At 58.8% G+C, this 20915-nt stretch carries 21 protein-coding genes and 1 pseudogene; 15 read left to right on the top strand and 7 right to left on the bottom strand.

Features of this window, described 5'->3' with window-relative positions; all coding sequences use genetic code 11:
• Positions 1 to 494 precede the first annotated feature (494 nt).
• The 5 genes from NC7_RS28070 to NC7_RS28090 all read left to right on the top strand — a co-directional run bounded on the left by NC7_RS28070 (position 495) and on the right by NC7_RS28090 (position 4965).
• On the top strand, positions 495 to 788 hold the full coding sequence (locus tag NC7_RS28070) for a helix-turn-helix transcriptional regulator (protein ID WP_157102206.1): 294 nt from the start codon (positions 495 to 497) through the stop codon (positions 786 to 788).
• A gap of 359 nt (positions 789 to 1147) precedes the next feature.
• Positions 1148 to 2005 (top strand): tyrosine-type recombinase/integrase, encoded by an 858-nt coding sequence (locus NC7_RS28075; RefSeq protein WP_236573785.1) that lies wholly within the window; start codon positions 1148 to 1150, stop codon positions 2003 to 2005.
• Between the two features lie 96 nt (positions 2006 to 2101).
• A complete protein-coding gene (locus NC7_RS28080; RefSeq protein ID WP_067988923.1) occupies positions 2102 to 2479 on the top strand; it encodes a hypothetical protein in 378 nt (125 codons plus the stop codon).
• Between the two features lie 900 nt (positions 2480 to 3379).
• Positions 3380 to 4324 carry an abortive infection family protein gene (locus NC7_RS28085; protein WP_067988925.1) on the top strand — a complete coding sequence of 315 codons (945 nt, stop codon included), beginning with the start codon at positions 3380 to 3382 and terminating at the stop codon, positions 4322 to 4324.
• Positions 4321 to 4965, top strand: coding sequence for a hypothetical protein (locus NC7_RS28090; protein WP_067988927.1), 645 nt, complete (start codon positions 4321 to 4323; stop codon positions 4963 to 4965). The genes NC7_RS28085 and NC7_RS28090 overlap by 4 nt, the downstream gene beginning before the upstream one ends.
• A 68-nt stretch (positions 4966 to 5033) precedes the next feature.
• On the opposite strand, the gene NC7_RS28095 is transcribed toward NC7_RS28090, so the two are convergent.
• From NC7_RS28095 to NC7_RS28115, 5 genes are all read right to left on the bottom strand, one after another.
• Positions 5034 to 5954 carry a hypothetical protein gene (locus tag NC7_RS28095; RefSeq protein ID WP_084458851.1) on the bottom strand — a complete coding sequence of 307 codons (921 nt, stop codon included), beginning with the start codon at positions 5952 to 5954 and terminating at the stop codon, positions 5034 to 5036.
• Between the two features lie 519 nt (positions 5955 to 6473).
• The gene (locus NC7_RS28105) at positions 6474 to 7361 is read right to left on the bottom strand and encodes a transposase (RefSeq protein ID WP_067988933.1); all 888 of its coding nucleotides are present in this window, start codon (positions 7359 to 7361) and stop codon (positions 6474 to 6476) included.
• A gap of 77 nt (positions 7362 to 7438) precedes the next feature.
• Entirely contained in the window at positions 7439 to 8467 is a 1029-nt protein-coding gene (locus tag NC7_RS28110) for a hypothetical protein (protein ID WP_067988935.1), read from the bottom strand.
• 60 nt (positions 8468 to 8527) lie between these two features.
• On the bottom strand, positions 8528 to 8788 hold the full coding sequence (locus tag NC7_RS29430; protein WP_157102207.1) for a hypothetical protein: 261 nt from the start codon (positions 8786 to 8788) through the stop codon (positions 8528 to 8530).
• A 40-nt stretch (positions 8789 to 8828) separates the two neighbouring features.
• Complete coding sequence (locus NC7_RS28115; RefSeq protein ID WP_067988962.1) at positions 8829 to 9950, bottom strand: hypothetical protein; 1122 nt, start codon at positions 9948 to 9950, stop codon at positions 8829 to 8831.
• A 344-nt stretch (positions 9951 to 10294) separates the two neighbouring features.
• On the opposite strand from NC7_RS28115, the gene NC7_RS28120 reads away from it, so the two are divergent.
• Both NC7_RS28120 and NC7_RS28125 read left to right on the top strand, forming a co-directional pair.
• Positions 10295 to 10552 carry a helix-turn-helix domain-containing protein gene (locus NC7_RS28120; protein ID WP_067988937.1) on the top strand — a complete coding sequence of 86 codons (258 nt, stop codon included), beginning with the start codon at positions 10295 to 10297 and terminating at the stop codon, positions 10550 to 10552.
• 32 nt (positions 10553 to 10584) lie between these two features.
• A complete protein-coding gene (locus NC7_RS28125) occupies positions 10585 to 11421 on the top strand; it encodes an alpha/beta hydrolase (protein WP_067988939.1) in 837 nt (278 codons plus the stop codon).
• Here the strand turns inward: NC7_RS28125 and NC7_RS28790 are convergent.
• The gene (locus NC7_RS28790; RefSeq protein WP_201449944.1) at positions 11404 to 12840 is read right to left on the bottom strand and encodes a helix-turn-helix domain-containing protein; all 1437 of its coding nucleotides are present in this window, start codon (positions 12838 to 12840) and stop codon (positions 11404 to 11406) included. The genes NC7_RS28125 and NC7_RS28790 overlap by 18 nt on opposite strands.
• 381 nt (positions 12841 to 13221) lie before the next feature.
• On the opposite strand from NC7_RS28790, the gene NC7_RS28140 reads away from it, so the two are divergent.
• Together NC7_RS28140 and NC7_RS29435 are read left to right on the top strand one after the other, a co-directional pair.
• Complete coding sequence (locus NC7_RS28140; RefSeq protein WP_157102208.1) at positions 13222 to 13437, top strand: hypothetical protein; 216 nt, start codon at positions 13222 to 13224, stop codon at positions 13435 to 13437.
• Between the two features lie 594 nt (positions 13438 to 14031).
• Positions 14032 to 14526, top strand: a complete 495-nt coding sequence (locus NC7_RS29435; protein WP_157102209.1) for a hypothetical protein — start codon at positions 14032 to 14034, stop codon at positions 14524 to 14526.
• Here the strand turns inward: NC7_RS29435 and NC7_RS29440 are convergent.
• A complete protein-coding gene (locus NC7_RS29440; RefSeq protein WP_157102210.1) occupies positions 14495 to 17233 on the bottom strand; it encodes a P-loop NTPase family protein in 2739 nt (912 codons plus the stop codon). The genes NC7_RS29435 and NC7_RS29440 overlap by 32 nt on opposite strands.
• 119 nt (positions 17234 to 17352) lie before the next feature.
• On the opposite strand from NC7_RS29440, the gene NC7_RS29445 reads away from it, so the two are divergent.
• From NC7_RS29445 to NC7_RS28180, 6 genes and pseudogenes are all read left to right on the top strand, one after another.
• Positions 17353 to 18159, top strand: a complete 807-nt coding sequence (locus tag NC7_RS29445; RefSeq protein ID WP_157102211.1) for a hypothetical protein — start codon at positions 17353 to 17355, stop codon at positions 18157 to 18159.
• A 4-nt stretch (positions 18160 to 18163) separates the two neighbouring features.
• On the top strand, positions 18164 to 19237 hold the full coding sequence (locus NC7_RS28165) for a hypothetical protein (RefSeq protein ID WP_067988954.1): 1074 nt from the start codon (positions 18164 to 18166) through the stop codon (positions 19235 to 19237).
• Positions 19238 to 19406: 169 nt separating this feature from the next.
• Entirely contained in the window at positions 19407 to 19679 is a 273-nt protein-coding gene (locus NC7_RS28170) for a hypothetical protein (protein WP_157102212.1), read from the top strand.
• On the top strand, positions 19676 to 19873 hold the full coding sequence (locus tag NC7_RS28175; protein WP_067988958.1) for a hypothetical protein: 198 nt from the start codon (positions 19676 to 19678) through the stop codon (positions 19871 to 19873). The genes NC7_RS28170 and NC7_RS28175 overlap by 4 nt, the downstream gene beginning before the upstream one ends.
• 186 nt (positions 19874 to 20059) lie before the next feature.
• On the top strand, positions 20060 to 20341 hold the full coding sequence (locus NC7_RS29450) for a hypothetical protein (RefSeq protein ID WP_157102213.1): 282 nt from the start codon (positions 20060 to 20062) through the stop codon (positions 20339 to 20341).
• Positions 20331 to 20915 (top strand): annotated as a pseudogene (locus NC7_RS28180) (type IV secretory system conjugative DNA transfer family protein); the annotation flags it as partial. The gene NC7_RS29450 and the pseudogene NC7_RS28180, both read left to right, overlap by 11 nt.

A 20915-nucleotide genomic window follows, 5' to 3' on the forward strand; every position in this document is an offset into this window, starting at 1 on the left:
CTCGGCCTCCTTGCGAGCCGCTCGACGGCGGCATGTGGTGGTCGTGAGATTAGCCCAAGGCTAATGACTAGTAGCTGGATTTTCGCAATAAATCGCAGCGATCCAAGTCGCTTGGGTGGGTTGGCTAGTGATGTGTGGCCATGGACGTGGTGTTCAGGGGGCCGGTGTGCCCGCGGTGAACAACTCACCGGCGGCGTCGAGGAAACGGCGGGTCGACCGGGACGGTTCAGGGCTGCGTCGCCAGCCGAGGTGCAGTGTGGTCGCGAGCGTAAAGTTCCGCTAGGGCGCGCTTGCTGTCCGGGGTGTGCTCCCAGTGGCATTTGCCTCGCACAATCCGATCCCCGTGGGGAAACGTCCTGCCCACCCTCACCGTCCTCAAAGATTCCAGATGTCGGGTACAGCCTACGTATCTCGATGGAGGCAAGCGGGAGGGTTGAGCAGGACTGTCTTATCTGCTTTGGATTGGGGACACGAATGTGCCGGGCGTTCGGGACATGTTCGGGAAGCGCGTGTTCGACGGCGGCAAGGATCTCGACGACCGCACCATCGACGTCGTGCAAGCGACTCGCCCCGATGCCGTGGCGTCACTGAACGAAAACGATTGGTACACAACCGAGGAAGTCGCGGCCGTTCTGAAGGTCGACGCATCCAGTCTGCGCCGATGGCGGACCGCGTCGCCGCCTCAGGGACCACCCTTCGTCCACCTGACCAGCAGGGTGACGCGCTACCTCGGCGCTGACGTGCTCGCCTACGTTCGTCGGAACCGAATCGATCCGGCTGCGGCGTGATGAGTACCGACAGGATTCACGTGATCCCCCTTGGGGTCGAAATCCGTTCCGACATCGAGGAGCGCGACCGCGCGAAGCCTTTCCGGGCGCGTGTTCGGTGGACAGACCCCGCGACGAAGTCGAGGCCGTCCAAATCCGAATCGTTCGACACCCGCGACGAGGCGGAGAACTGGGTCGAGCGGATCAAAGCAGCCGCGGCGCGAAACGTCGATCCCAAGACCGCGACGTCCACTCTCGAGGACTACGGAACAGCCAATCGGGATGCGGCGATGCGTGGTCTGGAACCGAAGACTCTGGATCCATAGGGGGCGGGTTGGCGAAAGCGTGTCGTGCCAGCCCTTGGACACCTTCCCGTGACGATGGTGACCGCGGGCATGGTCGACCGCGCGGTGATGAGCTGGATCGCCGCAGGAATCGGAAAGTCCTCGGTGAAGAACAGTCTCGCCGCGTTGGCTCGCGTGCTGGATCAGGCAGTTCGCGACGAGGTAATCGACCGAAACCGCGTCGAGGTTTCCGGCTGGCAGCGCCAATACGAGCAGTTCGAGGACGAGCTCGACGATCCGAGATCGCTTGCCCTACCGGACTGGTCGTCACTGGTCAGCCTGTCCCAAGCGCTTGTTACGAGGTCGGCGGACGGCTTTCAAGGATGGGGCGACGTCGTGATGTTTGCGGCTTGTACTGCGGTTCGGATCGGCGAAGTCTCGGGGTGCCGCGTCGGCGATATCGACACCGAGCAGTGGATCTGGACCCTGCGCCGACAGACATCGCCGGGGCCCGGCGGCCTCATCGACAAGGGCACCAAGGGGAAGCGGTCCCGACGAATTCCGATCATCGAGGACATCCGGCCGATGGTGCTGGCCAAGATTCGAGCCCGAAAGGGCAAGCCCGACGCTCGTCTGTTCTCAGGGCCTCGTGGTGGTCGAATCCAGACGGGCGTACTGCACCGGGCGACGCATTGGGATGAAGTGGTGTCGAAGCTGGGGTATGAGCACCTTCGCCGACACGACCTTCGGCACACGGGGCTCACGTGGTTCGCTGACGCCGGTGTCCCGCTGCATCGGCTTCAGCAGATCGCGGGGCACACCGATCCGCGAATCACCCAGCGGTACCTGCACCCGGACATTCAGGGCCTGCAAAGCGACGGTCAACTGTTGTCCAACCACCTCAGAGCACCCCATCGGTCCCCAGATGGTCCCCAACTGCGATTGGTCCGATAACGAGAAATCCCCTCCGACCGAGGTCGGAGGGGATTTCTTTCTGTCGACCTACTGGGACGCTACTCAAAACACCGGCAGGCCGAGCAGCTTCGCCGGGTGATCAGGCTGGTGGATGCCACGCCACCGCGGCAACCGGCGAAGGCAAGTAGTTCTGTTCAGCCACGTCGGCTGGATCGGCGGCTCTCGGCTGAGACGATCGCCGAACTGGTTGCTGCCTACCGAGCAGGCACCTCGACCGGCAAGCTGTGCGAGACCCACCACCTGTCCAAGGGCGGGCTGCTGAAGATCCTGGCTGAGCACGGGGTTGAGATGCGATACCAGCCGATGACGACAGACGAGATCGACTGGGCAGCACGGCTTTACGGCGACGGGCAGTCACTGAACGCTGTTGCCCGCGTAACCGGCAAGTCCAAGGGCAGCGTGTGGAAGGCGTTGCGGACGCGTGGAGTGACTATGCGGTCCTCTACGAGATGAATGCTGCGCTCGTCGCCGATATCGCAATGCTGACGGTGTGTTAGCGATCTGCCCCCGGTAGCTTAGTGCGATACTTCTTGCATGTCGAGTGCGATATGGCCCTTCCCCCTTCCTGTCAACATTTTCGGAACGGTGGCAGCATGGGTCATCGTAATTCTTACAGTTGGAGGAGTCTCGATCTCTGGACTGGCGTACCTCCAAAATCGAAAGGAAAACAAACAAAAGTCTCAAGCCCGCCACGTTCGCTTCACAAGTCTCCATTGGACCGATAATTCCTACCACGCAAAAGTGCACAATCTTTCCGATAGGTCCATTTACGACCTTCACCCGAACCAGGGACGAAAATGGTCGCTGCGCAGTGTTGTCGCTGACGAATGCCGTAGCCGAGGTCGACAATTGTCGGACGAGGAAATTGCGGCACTAAAAGAGGAGTGGGACGCGACATCAGGTGGCACCTTGTACATTTGGGACTACGACAGCGCCCACGTAGGGCCGGGTGAGACCAGGGAAGTCGAATTTCGAGGCACCAAGAAATCTACCGAAAGATATTGGATTTCTTTCCGAGATTCCGCAGGATGTAAATGGACACTTGAGCTGGACGGTACCGAGCCGGAAAGTAGCGATGACCCATCGGGGCCAGAACAATACAGGTGGTGGCTCATATTCAAGAATCCGTTCAAATACCTATCAGGCAAAAAGAGTTCGCGCCAGCAGAAAATATGGCTTGACAGGAATGTGCCATAGACACCCTGGCGCATCCGACTTGCGGCGGCATGGCGAACGAGGCGCGGCCTCGCGTTCAGTCCCTTGTCGCTGAACCTACGAACATCGCGCGGATAACGTACTGGGACAACCGAAAACGGCTCGTGTTGTGTCAGTGCCACCCCGTACGATCTCGCCATGCAGATCATCACCGAGATCACCCGTGGAGCCATCCTTGAGGAGCTGCGCCACGGCGAGATCTGGTGGGCCGGGCGGCTCGACGAGCCGACCTTCCTTGCACGCCTGTACCCCCTCGATGACATGCCCTCGTACGACACCCGTTTCAAAACAGCCCGTGACGACATCCGGCAGCACCGAGAGAACAATGAGGACTGGGACGACGAGTGGGTCTTCACTGATGACCGCTTGGAGCTCGACACGAACGACGAGAAGTTCCTCCAGTTCCTCGCGATGACCGTGCATCCCGTGGTCCGACCCAACCGAGACGAAGCCTTCAAGCTGGCCGGGATGTACAACCGGCACCTACGGATGGACGGTTGGGAGTTGGCCGAAGCTGCCCAGATCTCCGGACGGCCGGTGTTCGCTGCCAGAAGTTCGTTGACCGTTCCGGGGCCGGTCAGGCAGATCACGAAACACGTCTTGGCCGGCGATGTCACCTACGTCGCACAGCAGATCACCCGCATGGAGTCCGCGATCGACAGCGACCCTGAGCTGGCGATCGGTACGGCCAAGGAGCTGATCGAAACCGCCTGCAAGACCGTCCTCGAAGGTATCGGCATCGAGGTGGACAAGAACTGGGATGTGCCCCGGCTTCTTCGAGAGACGACGAAAGAGCTACAGCTTGCCCCCGACGCAGTTGCGTCGACCGCTGCCGCGGCTGACTCGATCAAGCGCGTCCTCGGAAGTCTGGGAAACATGGCGGCAGGGGTCGCCGAGCTGCGCAACTCGTACGGCACTGGTCATGGCAAGGCAACTGGCACCAGTGGACTCGGCCCACGGCATGCGCGTTTGGCTGTTGGCGCGGCTTCGACCCTGGCGGTATTCCTCTTCGAGACGTACAACGATCGCGTCGAGCGACAGAAGCTGACCAGTACAAATAGCGGAAAGGTCACGAGTTCATGAGGTTTGACGACATCAAGCACGTTTGGCCTGCTGAACACCATGACCTCAGCGCCCCGCCAACCCACCACTCGCACCTGTCGGATATCGGCTGGCAGCGACGCATGGGCCTCTACGGCCGCATCCAGGGGTTTCGGCGAGCTGCTGAGATCCTGCACCACGCGATGCTCACCGATCAATCAGTCCGTGACCTTGATACCGTAGTCTTCCCCTACGCGACATGCTGGCGGCATCACATCGAGCTACAGCTGAAATCCATTCTGGTACAGCTCCGGGTGATGTGCGACTTACCAGCAAAGGCTGCACATCATCACAAGATCGACCAACTGTGGGCAGAAACCCAGAAGATCATCGCCAAAGAGTTTCCCGACGAGAAGGTCGACTTGGACAATGTGAGTCGGGTGATCGGTCAGCTGTCAAAATTAGATCCAGATGGACAGGAATTTCGATATGCGTCTCGCCGCGATGGCAGTGATACGCTCCCCGATCTAGATCGGATTAATCTCCTGGCTTTTCATGAGGCCATGTTGGGGGTTGCGCAGTACCTCGATGCGACCGATACCGCTGCTGGTGAAACAATATCCATGAAGCGCGAGATCGATGAGTACTACGCTGAAGCATTCGATGACTGGGATAGCTATTGATTCACGTTCCGCACCCAAGGATGTTGCACTAGCGGGGATTCGGTGAGCGACGCTCACCGCCCGCACCTTCAGTCGAGCAGTAGTTGATATGCCCCAATCAACACATCGCCCGTTCGACTCGCATGCTGCCGCTTCCTGGTGAGCAACTGCGGGAGGGAGATACGATTCTCGATAATTGCGCTCAAATCAGCCCCAGTCATCAGGATCATAATCGGCCGGTTCTGAGAGTGAGTACTGATCGCCGTCGGTTCGAATCCGTTCATTGAAAGGAACAGGCCGAGCGTGTTATCGAGCTTCCGGCCGATTTTCGCCGCGAAGCCGTCAAGGTCCTTGAGTGGTGTCTTGGCCTCCTGCCATTTAGCCTCAAACAGATACTCAGTTCCTTCGTGGGTAAACGCTCCATCGATCTGTTCGCCTGTTATTCTAAATGAACCCTTCGCATCCATATCAAACAGCGCGAACAGCTCATTGACAAATTTCTCCAGCGAGTAACCCCTTTGCTGAGCGGGTTGGCTAACGATGTCTTTAAAATCTATTCTGAGGCTATCCAGCTTCTCGGAAACGGCACGTTTCATTTCGTTGCGAGCCCGCTCCTCTTCTTTTCGCTTGTCTGCTTGCTCGCGCTGATCGCGAAGTTGAATATACGGCTCGACTTGCCTTCGCAGAGTCGCCACAGCGGCCACAGCAGTATCGTACTTCGCCTGACCGTCTTCGACGGCCTTCAAGTGCGCCGGGTCGGATATATCAGCCGTCGCCAAGAGGATGCTCAGTAGATCGTCATGATACTTGTGCTGACTTGCAGCAAGGCTGTCGATCAGTTGAGCAATGATATTGCGCTTGTAGTCTGTCCAGTCAAGTCGAGAGACTATTTCACGATCCGAAACGCACGAAGCTAGAAATCCCCGAAGTTCTCTCTTGTACCAGAAAGAATGGAGTAGTGCCTCCTTCAAAGGAGGTAGTACTGCCGGACTAACCCTCTTGGTGCTCATTGATATATTTCCTTTGACAATAGAACGTCAACCGTCATCCGACAACATCAGTCGCGAGGTTGACGCACTCAAGCAGCATCAATCCCCGTAGATAAGGCTGCAACAGCTTACCGGTTGTTCGCACAACGCCTGCCGCGACACTCCGGTGTCTGAACCGGGAGGCTGGTTACTGACTTCGAGGCAGACAAATCCAACCAGTCGGATTCTTTTACCGCTCAGCCTCCCATTGTTTGCCGTCGCCGATCCGTATCTAGGCGGCATCTTCGTCCAAGCCCCGCCCCACATCCGCGGCGATCTGCCGCGACAAAGCCAATGCCTTGTCCTGGTAGGCGCGGTGGTGAATACCCATCCGGGTGAGTCTGAGGATCAGGAAGAACCACAGGTAGACCCGGCTTCGTTCCCGTCCGCACTGGCGGCACCGCAGCGTCGCCCTGAATATCGCGGCCATAGACGGTTTGGCAGAGAGGCGTTCAACCTTCACGACGTACCACGACCTCGGATGCAGGTGAAGCCAGGCCATCAGGCGGGTACCCCCTGCGTGGTCGCCTTCGCATCGCCATAGCGGGTCGCGATTTGCTCCAACCACTCAGTCACCCGGTGCATCTCGGCGTCTCCGCGGAGGCCGCGGAGTAGGCGATCAAACAGACCCGCCCTCAGGTAGTGGCGAAAGACTTGGTAGACAGACTTGCAGACGCGGTACCGGGAAGGTAACTCATTCCACGTGAGGATATAGGCCATCTTGAAGCGAATGGCATTAAAAATCACGCGCTTCCGTTTCAAGACTTCGCTCTGTTGCGATCCCCATCGACCTGTTGGTAGGTACGGAACCATCTGCGCCCATTCGGCATCGGTCAGATCAAAGTCGACGGAACCAACGACGTAGTCACAGGCGGCCAATAGGTCGCACGGCGCCACTCGTCCCACCAATTCCAACGGCGTGGGTGTCACACCAGAATGGTGATACCGTGAGTGCTCGACAAGTTCAGCCCAGTCCACCTTCTCGCGGTGCGTTTCAAGCCAGGTGGCCGCATCGAGCCGAACGTCTTCAAGCGGCCAGTCCTCGGTTGGTTCGATCACATCGCGAAGCGATGGTGTCGCGGCGACGGCGGCCACACGCACCTCCTGTGCAACTTCCCACGGTTCAGCCTCAAGCATGCGATCGATATGGGCCTCTTTGCTTGCGTCTGCCGCTAGCTCACTACCATCGCCGAACAGGTAGGTGCCCACATCTTTGGGCACTTCATGCAAAAGGTAGTGCCGAACCGCTTCGCGAAGCTCGTCAGTCCATTCCTGAGGGTCATAGCCGATATCACCGTCGTTGGCGACGTTAAACTCGTAAAGGTTTCCAAACTTCGGTTCGAGGTAGTTTGCAAGTAGTTCGAATTTGTTCCCTAATATCTCCGCCATATAGTTCTATTGTTGATCGTTCATTGAATTTCGTCAAGTGTGAAATGTAATTTTCGGCTACATCTGCGCGCGAACGGCTATCTCGCATCTTCGGTTTGCATCTTCACAAATTTCGGCGGAGCGCTCACAGTCTCGACAAACTTCTCCATCATCCGCGCGCCTTCGCGAGCATGAGCATATTCCCAGCCGCCGGATTGCAGCCGCTTCCGACTGGATTGCCCTGTGTCACCGAGGTCGATATGCGGCGGGAGCGATCTTGTCAACACGATGCCCTTGACTAGCATGGGAATTACCACGTCGCACACATGCCGCAGAAGGCGGTTCAACTCAGCTGCCGGTGAAACAAACGCAGCGCCGCTCGGCCGCTCAACGCCGATAATTGCAGTAAACGAAGCAATGATTGGCACGCCTACCGGGATCTGCATCACGCGATCTCCGACGCATACAGGCCGCATCGTATGATCCTGCCCGATAAACGGTTGATCCTCGCGATCCACTATCATCTTCGCAAGGCACAATCGAATACCTCGGTGTTTGTCGGTATTTGAGTATTCTTGCATCAGCTTGAGTGGATTCTCAAAGTCCGGCGTTACCCCCATGAGTTCAGCAAGATCTTCTCCTATCGAAGGAATTCGAGCTGGATCATTGAACGGCTGCAAGCTGGCGACTCGCTTGCCAATTGCCGCCCCTGCTGCGAACTCGGAAACAATCTTACCGTTCTCTCGGTGCCATTTGTCCATCGCCGCCTGATCGTCCTTGATCGGCATCTGTATGCACCTGGCCTGCTTCTCGGTCAGCTGACCTTCGTGAGCACTTTCAACCACGTAGAAAAGCGTGTTCTCAATTGCGGATCTCATATGGTTAATGGCCTCGCTGAAGAGCATTGCGATCGCGGGCGGGATGGGGCGGATCGCCTCGATCTCTACGTCGACGGTGCCTTCGCTTCGTTCGATTTGTGCTGGAGTAACCCCATGCTGCGACCAGGCTGCGCAGAGCACCGCAATCTGCTCGATGGCGTGGTCGGCTCGGGCGAGGCGGAACGCTACTGGGTCGAGTTCCGTTGGCAGCCAGTCAGTATCGCGGCTACCGTCTCGTTGATCGCTCATGACGGCAGCCTAGTATAGAGACATCAGACCGCGATTGGCGTTAGGTATGGAGCGTTGCCATCAGGCATCATGTTGCAGCTTCAACCCAAGATGGTCAGCGACTTCATGGTGCCATCGTTCGTGCCTATCGAGTTGGGTGGTGATGGCGGCTCGTTCGACCTCATCATCATCGAGTCGGGCAGCTATTTGGTCGAAGCCAGTCCGAACTTCGTCACGAAGGGAACCGATATCTTGTTTAGATTCCTTTTCGAGCGAATCGAACCGCCTGTCCATGTAGGCATAAAGTTTCTCGAACTGTTTCGCAAATCCTTCTTCTGTCATATGAGACTATTATATTCCCGCCGCGATATTAGAACAAGATCTATTCAATTTGGCGGATATCCCGCTCCGGCACCCAAACAAAAGCCACCCCACCGTGCGGCATCACCCAACCATCGAAGCGAAGGCCAATCTTCCTGTCCGGCACGCTATCTGGTGTTTTGCTTCGGATGCTCTTCTGGGAACTGGCGATGAAGTCGATCATGTTCACGTGGGCGATGTCGGTGTCGCTGTAGTCCAGCTCGATGTCGACACCCCGCGTCGGCTGGTCGACGTAGAACTGCATCCAGCGACTTTGCGGTGCCTGCTGCAAGCGGTAGGTGAAGGCGATCGTCCGCGGACGCTTCGGATCTCCGTCCACGCCGAGGTTCACGCTGTAGGTCTGGGAATCCTTCCGGCTGCTTCGGCGGATCGGGCGTTCCTCGCCGTCGACGGTGAACTGCACCAGCTCGAAGGCATCCTTGGCGCTGGCATCGATGCCGCTGGTCGGGTTGTAGTACCACACGAAGGTGGTCGCCGGATCGTGCGACAGTGCTCGGTAGTCCTCGATGTCCGAGACGGAGACGAAACGACGAACATTGCTCGCCGGCACCGTCGTGTACTCCTGTGTCACGGTGATGCCCAGCCCGCCATCAGGTAGCGAGGGGTGCGGAACCCCTTCGGGGTTCCGCCTAAGCATGCTTAGGCGGATAGAGATCGTGGCGTCGTCCCACCGCTCGACAGACCTCACCGCCTGATCACGAATGTCGGCATAGAGCTCGCGGGCAAACTCGTCGTCGCCGAGCCGCATTGCCAGGCTGCTGCCGATGATGTTGTCCAGCAGCTCGGGGGTGGCGACCCGCCGAAGGTCTTCGTTCTCGAAGGCAAAGCCCTTGATCACGGCCTCTTTCATGGCCGGGGCCTGCTCGATCAGCAGGCGACGCAACCGCGCCTCGTCGGCTTCGCCGCGTTCCCGCTCGAAGTAGGAATCGAGCCAGAGGCTGAACAGGCCAGCGCCGAACAAAATGCCGCCTACCTCGCTCCACGGCAATACGTTCAGCCATCCCAACTCTCGCACTGCGGGGATGGCCGATCCAGCCGTCATGAAGGCGATGCCGACGAATGCGAACACCAATCCGGCGAGGATCTTCTTGGTTCTGAGGAGTCGGTTGAATACATCGTTCATATGGCTTTGCTGCACCCATTGTACCAAGTTGCTAATATTTGGTACAGGCGAACCAAAACAGCGGCGCACCCGCTTGGGGCGCACCGCTGCCTGGTTCTACCGTGGCCGGGGATTACTTCCCGCTGCCGCCACTCACGAAGCCGCTGCCTCCGGACATGTTTCATCACCTCCTCGCCCATGCGAATCCGCGCCTCCTTGGCCCGAATCGACTGGGCACGAGGCGATTTCATCCGACCAACCTCAGCCGGACTGGCAAAGTCTAAGACTCATAGTCATGGGATACAAGGTCATGTGATACATCATCTCTGGATCTGATGTCATGGGACGTATGGGCTTGGATCACCATGCCGACACCTACCAGTCACCCATCGTCCGACGCCACCAGGATCTTCGGTGAGCGTGTCGTCGCCCGGCGCAACGAACTTGGCCTCAGCCAAGAGAAGGCCGCCGAAGCCTGCGGTTTGCATTGGACGTACCTCGGACAAGTTGAACGAGGACGGCGCAACCTGACGCTGCATAACATCCTCAAGATCGCCGGTGGCTTGAAGGTTGACGCGGGCACCTTGGTGAGCGGGCTGCCCATCCCCGACGACGCCACGTAGAACCGTGGATGGATCTTTGGTTGACTGGTCCTGTGGTTTCCACGAGCACCATCACCAGCATTCGTACCCTCGACGGTCTGCACCTGGCAGGCACTATCGTTACCCCTGACCAACCACCGGCCCACGCCGTACTGCTGGTACACGGCGGCGGCGTTACCCGCGAAGAGGGCGGCTTCTTCACTCGACTGGCGGATGGACTCGCTTCAGCCGGGATTGCCTCGCTGCGGATCGATCTGCGTGGTCACGGGGAAAGCGAGGGGCGGCAAGAAGAACTGACGCTGTCGACGATCCTCAACGACATCCGGGTCGCCTTGGCTGCCCTACGGGAATCCACCGGTGCCACGGCGTTGAGTCTGCTCGGGGCCAGTTTCGGCGGCGGGATCACGGCCTACTACGCCGCCAAACGGCCCGACGAGCTGGCGAAGCTGGTGCTGCTCAATCCCCAGTTCGACTACAAGAAGCGCACCATCGACAGCCGCCCATACTGGGCGAACGAGGTCATCAGCGACGAGGCCGCCCAGGAGCTGAACCAAACGGGTGCCATCCAATTCACCCCGACGCTCAAACATGGCCGCCCGCTGCTCAACGAGGTGTTTTGGCTGAAGCCCAACGAAGTCCTCGGCGAGATCCAAACCCCGACCCTGATCGTCCACGGCAACGCCGACACCCTGGTGCCGATCGACGGTTCCCGCCAGGCCCTCGCGCAGTTCACCGCCCCGGTCGAGCTGGTCGAGGTCGATGGTTCGCAACACGGCTTCGCCGTTCATGACGATCCGCAGTACTTGAACCCGAAGAGCCAGCAGTATCAGGCGTTCGTCATTGAGACGGTGGCCCAGTGGCTCACCACCGGATTAACGAGCAGGGGTTAGCACCTCGTGTAGGGCACGAACACTGGCGCGGTTGCGCCACGGCTCAAGCACCCGCACCACTTCGACGATGAGGTTCATCGTTCGCTCCGACCGTGTCTCGCGGGCCACCATCACGGCGCTGGTGGCCAGGGCGGCAGCTTCGTCCGGTTCACCGCTAAGGGCAAGGGCGTTAGCTTGTCGGGCACTGAAGAAGCCGCTGTCGCGCCGCGATAACCCATTGCCCGCCAGCACCGTGCTGAACATCTCCACTGCCCGCTGCGGTTTACCGGCCTCGGTGAAGCAGGTTGCCGAACGCAGTTGCAGGGTTCCTTCGTTGAAGTAGGTGCCAAACAGTTGGTCGTCGTCGGGGTGGGCTTGGGTCAAGAGATCGGAGGCTTCGCCGAGGTGCTGCTCGACCGCCGTCGCCGATTCGCCGATCATGGCCAGTCCCAAGGCTTCTTGTTGCATCACCTCGGCCCGAACACGGGCAGGCAGCTGCCACGGCCCCTGTTTCGCAGCTTGCGCCAGGCCCAACACGGCTGCGGCATCCTTGGACTCGTAGGCCATCTGGGATTTCTTGAGCAGGACGTAGCCCTGCAACGGAAGGCTGCCCGCGGCTTGCGCCCATTCCATCGCTCGGTCATACAGGAAGGTGGCCGTGACGGGATCGTAGAGATCTCGGTACAACCAGCCCGCGAATTCGGCACCATCGGCACCAACCGCCAGCAATGACCGGCGAATATCGGGCTGCACGTCCCTGCTGTGTCGGGTGATCGCGCCAAGCAGCGCCAACATCAGGGGTAAGGCTCCAGCCGGGCCACGTTGGCCGTCGTCGGCCTTGCAATGAGCGAGCTGCTGGCGGAAGAACTCTACGACCGAACCATCGAAGTAGCGATAGGCATCGTCCAGTGCCACAGCAATCTGTTCAAGATCGCCAACGTGACTGGAAGCTGGTGGTGTCCCGTGGCCACCGGCGAGAAGCCACCGGGCGAGGCGAACATCAGCATCGCCGTCGTGGTGGTCAGGCACGGTTGTTTCGTCGTCTGCGACGGGCAACTTGAACCACAGCAACTCGGCCGGAATCCGTAGTGCCTGCGCCCACTGGGTAAGACGCGAAAGCTGTTCGGGGGCAGGGCCCTTCTCGATCCGGCTCAGTTGGGCCTGGGTCAGGCCAAGCCACGAAGCGATCAGTTCCTGCGGCAGAACGCGGCCATGATGGGGATGCAGCCGATAGGCGTAGATGACCCGGCCAATATGCCAGGTAGACAGTGCATCCCGCATTTGGTCGGTCTGCCAGAATCCGGCGGGCACTTGCGGCGGATGGGCCAGTTGTTCGCGAAAAGCGAGATCGCAAGGATGGCAAAATTTCTGGGCGTTGTAACTGCTGAGCCGATTCCCACAGCGGGCGCAGTAGCGCTGCGTTTTGGGTGCCCGCGTCATGACTTGCTACTCCCGGATTCGCTCGGGTGTTGCCATTTTCCCTGGTCAGGTGGACGGTACCACCCCTTGACCAAGGGCGCTATACGTTTCATACATACCTCGAAAACCCCTGTCTTAAAGGGGTTTTCGGGCCAAACAGGGGCGGTGCCAGGGGTGGAGGGCGAACCCCGGCTATACGCCCGGCGCATACATCGGGGCGAAGTCGCGGCATACCGCCGGGCGGCTTTGGCGACAAGGCTGAGATAGGTACCCGGCACCGGGCGACGCTGCGAGCCCCTCACGCGGCGCACCGGCCTGCCCGTGGGTGGCAGGGCGGTGGCGAAAGCCCCGGTGCCGGGTGCATCCAAACCCCGCTGCCAAAGCTGCTGAACCGGAGACGCTATGCCGAACCCGTCCCTCGCCATGTACAAACTGATTGCCCTCTGCGATGCGGGTGCGCACGCCGCACCGATGCTGCCGTTCACGCCGGCTCAGGCCCACGAGGTGATGCAGATTCATGTGGCATGCCGGGCGAAGGAATGCCAGCGCAAGAATGCTGCCATGCAGGTGCTGGTGGAGGCAGGGCGGATAGTGCGAGCCCAGAATCGCCCGCGGTGACCCCGACGATGCCTCCGCGATCTGCACAACCGCTACGCCGTATCCGGCATATCCGGATCGAGTCGGGGGATCTCCGATTGGACTACCGAGCCAGCGCCGAGCAGGCCCGAAACGTCGCAGACGAGCTGGCACAGGGCTTCCCGGAGTTCATCGTGACGATCGACGACGAACTCCATCCCGAACTACCACCGCTGCCGTGTGCTGGGCTTTGGGACTGAGGTTCCACCTCGGCCTGCTTCACCGCCATCCCGACTTGAAGGGGCGCTCCGCCATGTCTACGCCAGATCCAAACGCGCAGAACATGTTCGTGGATGCCGGTGGCCAACTGGCCGAGCACATGTGCCAGGTACAACTCCTCGGCCTGACGTTCACCCGTGCGCTGGAACTACGGACGATTCATAGCCAGCATCGGCCTGACGATTGCCGGGTGCATTTGCAGGTGGCGGTTTGGTTGTGGGAGTGGGGGTCGGGGTGAAGAGACACACTGGAAACCGGATTCTGCCGACTTTGATGGACATACCCAATCCGATCCCTATCCTTCCAAGCTCGAAACTATTGACAATTGCATTGAATAGTTATTAAATGATTTAACTAATGGAACAAAGTCTGGCTAACCAAGAATCAATTTCAGCAGAGGTGAATCCTTCGAGATCCGCAGTGGTGCTTGGAACTCGAACTGTGGCAGACATTGTTCAACTTGCCCACGACGACAAGGAGCTGTGGCAAGGGCGGACTGATAGCTACCTGAGTGGCATGGCTAAGGATAATCCCCTGCTTTTAGCCGAGGTTCTCTTCGAGTTGGCATGTACCGATGATCGCCGACTTAACGAAATTTCTGCCGATAATATCGGCACTCTTTATTCCGCCAATCCAGATATTGGCCGACCGCTGTGGGAACTAATGGTGGAAACCGAAGGAACTAGCTCCGACGCACGGTGTCTACTGGACGAGTACTCGTGGGAAGTAGACGTACTAACTCCTCGTCAGATTGAGGATTTCGCAGCGATACAGCGTCGACACGATGAGTATACGACTTCACAGCGAGCGAACCGTATCGCTAAATCAACAGAAGAGCCGCTGGGTCGCTGATCAAACCGGCTATCCAGTCTGCAAAGTCATCGTTGGTAACTGAACCGTACTTTCGACGTTGTCCAGCTAGGGCGTACTCGAATAGCGCATCTTCAGCTGCTATTTCCAATCTGTTGCAAATGACGATTGCTACAACCACAGCCTGGCAACTTGTTCGATAATCTTGAAATCTGTCCGCTTCGGACATAATCGTCCGAACGTCCTCCAGCATCGGTTCAGAGAAGGACGAGCGTAACCCTGCGCTGATCACACGTATCAACCCTAGCCGGTTGGCTGTGCGAGGCTCATCGATGTCGCCAAACAGATTTGAGAGGATTCGGTATCGATCGCCATCACCCTCTACCTCGCTAATTTTCCTCGTAGTGCCGAACTGTAACCATAGAGTGAGGGCCTCAGCCTCGACGAATGTTTCATATGACTCCCGCACCATACCGCCATTAAATTGTAGTGTTCCGGCGCACAGAAACCTATGTCGGGCAAAAACGGTGCTATTCCAGTCGACCCCGGCGGACTGACGGGCCAACCAGCCATGCGACAGCTGAAAGAGCACCGCAGTCTCATTCGACACGAGAGCCTCAATCGCCAATTCATCATGGATCTTCTGCACCTCCTCTAGCCAGCTAGTAATCCTGTTCACCAACCCCGCCTTTCCAGCGCAAATGGCCGCCCTATACGCAATAGAGATCTTTTCGATAGGCTCCATTTTGAATCCGATAAACATTAGTCCGAATTGACGTTCAGCTTGACGGACGAGGTCCATTTTCTCCAACGCGCGACCACTATAGTGCATGTAGGTACGCAGACTTCCAGACGGAATTTCCTCCGGGAGATTCATGCTGAACGCTCTGATCGTGTCGCGACTCCATCCGAGGAACTCACGAAATTTGTTGTTTATGCAGATTTGAAGGTAAAATACATGCGAAACCTGGCCAGGGTTCATAATTGACTCACTGTTATACAAGCTAATTAGATGCTTTGCGGCGACTTCGCCAGTGATTTGGCCAGATTCATAGAGTGCGGCGTACCACTCGTAGACTTCGCGTGGATGCAACCGCAGGGCAACGAATTCCGCATGCAATCTCATGTAAAGCCTTACAAGGGTAATGAACTTCGAGAATTCACCAATTTGAACCAATCCCCAACGCAGACTCGATAACATAAGATGTATGCGATCAGGCTGCCATTGATCAACTTCGTCGGGACTGAGATTCCCGGCGACCCAGAAGAGCGGGGACATCCAATTAAGAGCTGAGGTCGAGAGCGTCGGCTGGGGCCCATTTTGGGGTGTGTGCAGCAATTGGTGATCGTTGAATCCCTCCACGGCCGCCTTATGAACATTACTCCGATACTGCTCAGTCACCGGACGGAACAGTCGAAGGGTCAGGCTATGAACCCGGATCGCGCCGTGCTCCACTTCGATCAGGTGACGAGATTCCAGAACTTTCAATGCCGCCGATAAGCCTGCTTCGGAGATCGGTTCGCCATTGTAAGTCTTAGACAAATTGTTGAGAGTTAAAACTGCCACCAAATTTGGCAATATTGGCTGCCCGAGGTGGGCTAACATCGCGATTAGAAGAGCGGCACGAGGCCGCTGTGAGGATATGCGCTCGAAGTACTTTTCATAGAGTTTATGTACCGCACGCGATCCAGTGCCTGCGATTTCTACGATCCTTGCAGCCTCGTCTTGGATACATTCACTCATGTCATCGAGCGCCATCTCACTCTCGTTGAACATTCCGAGACAGTCTATGATGATTCTGGGCTTTCGGCCAATTGCCTCGACAAATCGAGCAGCAGACCGCTCGGCAACGTCTGGGCGAAACCAATTGACTATTTGTATTGCAACGTCTTCCGGTGCCGATTCCACCCTAATTACGTCGTGATCCAGATCAGACGGTACGATATCCTCTTCCGTGGTAATGATCGTGCGGTGGCTCCACAGCACCATTTCCTCGATCAATACCCAGTCGGATGCGTTGTCGATGAGCAGCATCGATCGCGGCGGTAAGGCTCTTACATACGAGCAGAACATAGATTTTGCTTGCGGGAGTTCGACATTGGTTCCGATGTCTACATATTGACCCAACGATTTCAGCAACCCAAATGGGGATGCAGCGTCTATCTTCACCTTGACCGTAGTGATGGAATCGTCAACCAGTGCAAGCGTTTCAGCTGCAATTGATGACTTTCCGTTCCCGCTATCGCCCGATAAGACGATTATTTGGCTATTTCCGTCGATCCATCGCAACAACTTGCCTTGTTCGACAGGGCGTGCGTAAAACGGAGGATTTCCACGATTCTTCGGCATCGGTTCAGATTCTTCGCTAAGCAGAATGCGCGCAAAAAGCAGTTTGCACTCTCTATTGCGCCGCTTGATCGTTGCCTTCGTTGCCTCGTCGCCAGAACTGCGTTCCTCACCGTACTTGCTCTTTATTGCTAGCCGTCGAGTTGTTAAGGGTTTCCCCCAGAGGCTGGTCTCTAAGCCAAGAAGCATGCTTATCCGCTGGCGTGGAACCACTGGTTCTACGAGCTTGACCCTTCGTTCGAGAAGGATCCGCATCGTGTCCGATGCTTCTGCGACAGTTGTGCCTACGGCATGACATATCGCCGAATAGGGCGACCAGTCCCTTACGTTCCAGATGCCGACCCTGATCAGATCCTCAAGAAGGTCAGCGAGGGCAATCTCCTCGGCAGTCCAGTCCGCCACCCGTCGATCCTATGTCCCCCAGATGTCCCCTTGGCCGGATGTGACATGTCCCCCAAAACAGATGTACTTCAACTCGTCCACTGCCCCACCTACGTCCCATTTCTGAAGGAGGTATCCCCTTGTCCCACAACACTTCACCCCCACCCATCCGTCGCGTCACCTATGGCCTCGGCGCAGCCGCCCTGGCGGCCAGCCTGTTCGGTTGCTCGCCTTCTGGGCAGATCAACAGCCTGAATGAGGCAAAGCAGATCGCCGCCGCCTGCCCACCCGGAAAACAGATTGCCGGGCGTGCAGCTATCGATGTCAGCGGCGAACGGCTCGCCGTTGCAGGTGATCAGGGCCGTCTGGCCCCGGTACGCAGTCTGGCCGAGCGGGTTGCCGTCTGTGGCGGCCATCTGCGCATCGATGTCTTCGCTGCGACGGCCGGTGCTACCGCGGCCCTCTACGACAGTGATCTGCATGCCCAGGGTGCAACCGAAATTGCTCGGCTGCGTCGGGTGCCAGGCATGGTCGAGGAGGTTATGGCAGCCGTCACGAAGAACCTGCCCGTGGCGGCCAACACCTTGCCTCGCGCCGGAACCGATGTGCTGGCGCAGTTCACGCTCGCCAGCGAATACATTCGCCAGCTCGATCCGTCGGGAGACCGCTACGTGCTGGATCTGGTGATCAGTAGCGGCGGGGTGCAAACCGTCGGAACCTCCCTGAGCGATCCGAGCCTCACCCCCGAGCAGGCGATGCAGTTGGCCGATCGAGTGGTTGCCCCCAACCTGTCCGGCGCCACGGTGCGTCTGACGGATGTCGGCAAAACGCCGGGTCGTTCGCTGCCCACCAGCTACGTCGATGCGCTGAAAGCCTTCTACACCAAGGCATGTCAGGCCAGCCGCGCTGCTTCCTGCGCTGTCGTGACCGATGCGGCAGGGCGGTAGTCCGATGAAGTTGCCATTTCAGCCCAGCAGCGAACGCGTCCTGACCGAGCGGGTTCGTCGGGCGCGCCTCATCCCCGTCGATAGCGCTGTCGCTGTTCCTCGGCCGCCGACCGTCGATGAGTTCTACCTGGAGGAGGAGTTCAATAGCCGCGGGGCGCACCAGCTTCGCCTTCACATTGCCGATGGTGAACGCTTGGCGGCCAAACCGGCTGCGCTGGCTGCCGGGATGGAGCCGGGCAGCGTCGAGACTGCCTACCTGATCGACGCCAACCGGCCGATGGTTGATGCGGCACTTCGCCACTACCTGAGCATGCAGGAAACGTTGTCGCCGCTGATGGTGCGCAAAGGCTCGACGATCGGCTACAACCTGCGAACCGCGGGCCTGCTGGTTGGGGATATCGCCGGCCTCGGTGGCGCTGCCATTTCCTACGGCGAGCAGCCGATCTTGGCGCTGTGCCAGGCGGCCTCGGCAGGGGTTGCCACGATCACGGCCGGGTTGGTCGGCACACACTACAAGCACTTCCAGTTGGCTCGCCAGCGGAAGTTCACCAGCGACTCCGTGCCGGACGACCTGCGACCGTATCTGTCCGTGCTGCTTGGCCCGGCGTCGGGCCGAAGCTTCATCACGGCCGTGACGGCCGTTGGTGCGAGCATCGCGCTGTGCGTCAGCATCGGGATCTTCTCGCTGCGTTCCAGCATCGAAGGTACTGCCTCGGGCATCACCTTCGGCTTGCTTGCACTGGGCATCGCGGCAGCCTCGTGGATCAACAGCTACACCTACGCCGATTCGGTGGCGGATGCGGTGGCGGGCGCGCGGCGGGCGTATCTCGGCGAACTGCGTCGGCATCGCAGGCTGGCTGCTTCCTGGTGGCTGATGGTTACCGAACGGGCGCAGGAACGGGTGCGGTTCATCCGGCAGGAGCACAAGGAACGTGGTTACGCCGCCAGCGCCTATGTCCAGGCGTTGGGGCTGGAAGCCCTGGCACAAAGCCCAGATGTGGTGGGCCACGGCCGAAGCCGAGCTGGAGATACGCCCAAGGCCGTCGTGGCCAAAGCCATCAACGGCAAGGTGCTGTGAGATTCCTGCCCAAGTGGTGACGTTCCGCCCGTCACCCTGAAACATCGCAATTCGTCCCATCCCCGAATTCCCGTGGTGGTTCCGCCTGCTCAAAAACAGGGGGCGGAACCACCCCTAACCATCGATCGAATCCGCACGCCATCATTCAAATCTATTCCAAGGAGGCCCCGTGTCAGACCATCCGCCCGACCCGAATCAGGAATTCCAACCGCATTCTTTGCCCTGGGATTTCGCCGGTACCGTTCCCGATGGAGACCATCCGTACGTCACGCAGCACCTGACCGAATCCGCCGTCGCAAAGCTCACCGTCGCACTGCGCGAGATTGTCGATATGACCGAGACGCACGAGGGAATGGCACCCCGTACCGCGACCCGTGTCTGGGAGCTGCTCATGGCGGTGTCTAGCCAACTGGTTGCCTGGACGCGGACGTGGCAGGAATGAGTGGCCACGAACTGCCTGGTCTGGCAGATCGGCTGGTAGGCGCAGCGATCAAGCTGCTGGCCGCAGTCTGTGGCTTGTACCTGGCGGCCTCTCTCCTCCAGTCCATCCTTCCGTTCCTGTTGTTCCTGCTCGGCATCGGCGGCCTGGCCTGGGTGACGGTTGTTGTAATTCGCACACTGCGAGAACGCTGGTAATCGGTTGCACGACTCATCGAGCGTTCATGTTCGCTTCGGTGTTGCAAAATTCGCTCATTTAATCGTCAGTTAATCTTAACCCGAGATAGTGGAATAGAGGGGTACCGCGTCAGCGGACAAAGCGCTCGCGGCAACTGCGGCGTTCATCCTCAAATACTAATCAATAATTAAGGAAGGGGCAGAGCCATGTCAAAAACAGGAGCATTTAATAAACGGCGAGCGGAAAAAGGGCGTAATCGTCCGAACCGTCCCGAACGCCGTATCACCGTGCGTAGCGTCAGGAAGACGCCTGATCTGCGCAAACTGGGACGGGCAGCCATCGCCCTGGCGCTAGCCGAAGCCGAAGCTGAACGGCGAGCAGAAGCGGATGCCAACGCCGCCAAACAGCACGGCGCAGCATCGACTCCCGCCGGCACGAACAACAGCACGGCCGTCGCCACCTCGCAGGAGATCGCCGATGATGAATGATCAACTGTCCCTTCCGCTCACGCCCACCTCGATGGTGTGGCACTACGTCTACTGGCCTCGCCCCTTGCCGGAAGCCGCAGCGATCGGGCTGCTGCGGCACTGGTCGGCACAGCACCACCGATCCAAACTGGTACTCGAGGCACGGGCCGATGTTCGCGGCGTTCGCTACCTGGTCGGGACGCAACGACGCAGTGCCCTCGCTGTACAACGAGCGATCGAGCAACTGGTACCCGGCAGCCTGGTGACGGCTGCCGATTCCGGTAGCCGCGTGCCGGTGACGACGGTTCGCCGTCTGAAACTGACCTCGACCGATTGGCCGCTGGAAGCAGCCGATCGCATCACGGCTGAACGCTCCATCCTGTCCGCCCTTTCCGCGGTAGCCGAGGATGAAGAACTGGTCATCCAGATGGAACTGGGGCGTGGGCACCATCCCACCGTCCCCGAAGCCGAACAGTCCCGTGGCAACCAAAGTGTGCTGTCCAAAGTGCTGCTCGGCATCCAGGCAGAAGACCGACCAGGTGCCAAGCAAGCGAACATTCGGAAGCTGAGCCAGCATGGCTTCGCCACCACCCTT

Origin of the sequence: Nocardia caishijiensis NBRC 108228 (assembly GCF_001612825.1) — a bacterium.
GTDB lineage: Bacteria > Actinomycetota > Actinomycetes > Mycobacteriales > Mycobacteriaceae > Nocardia > Nocardia caishijiensis.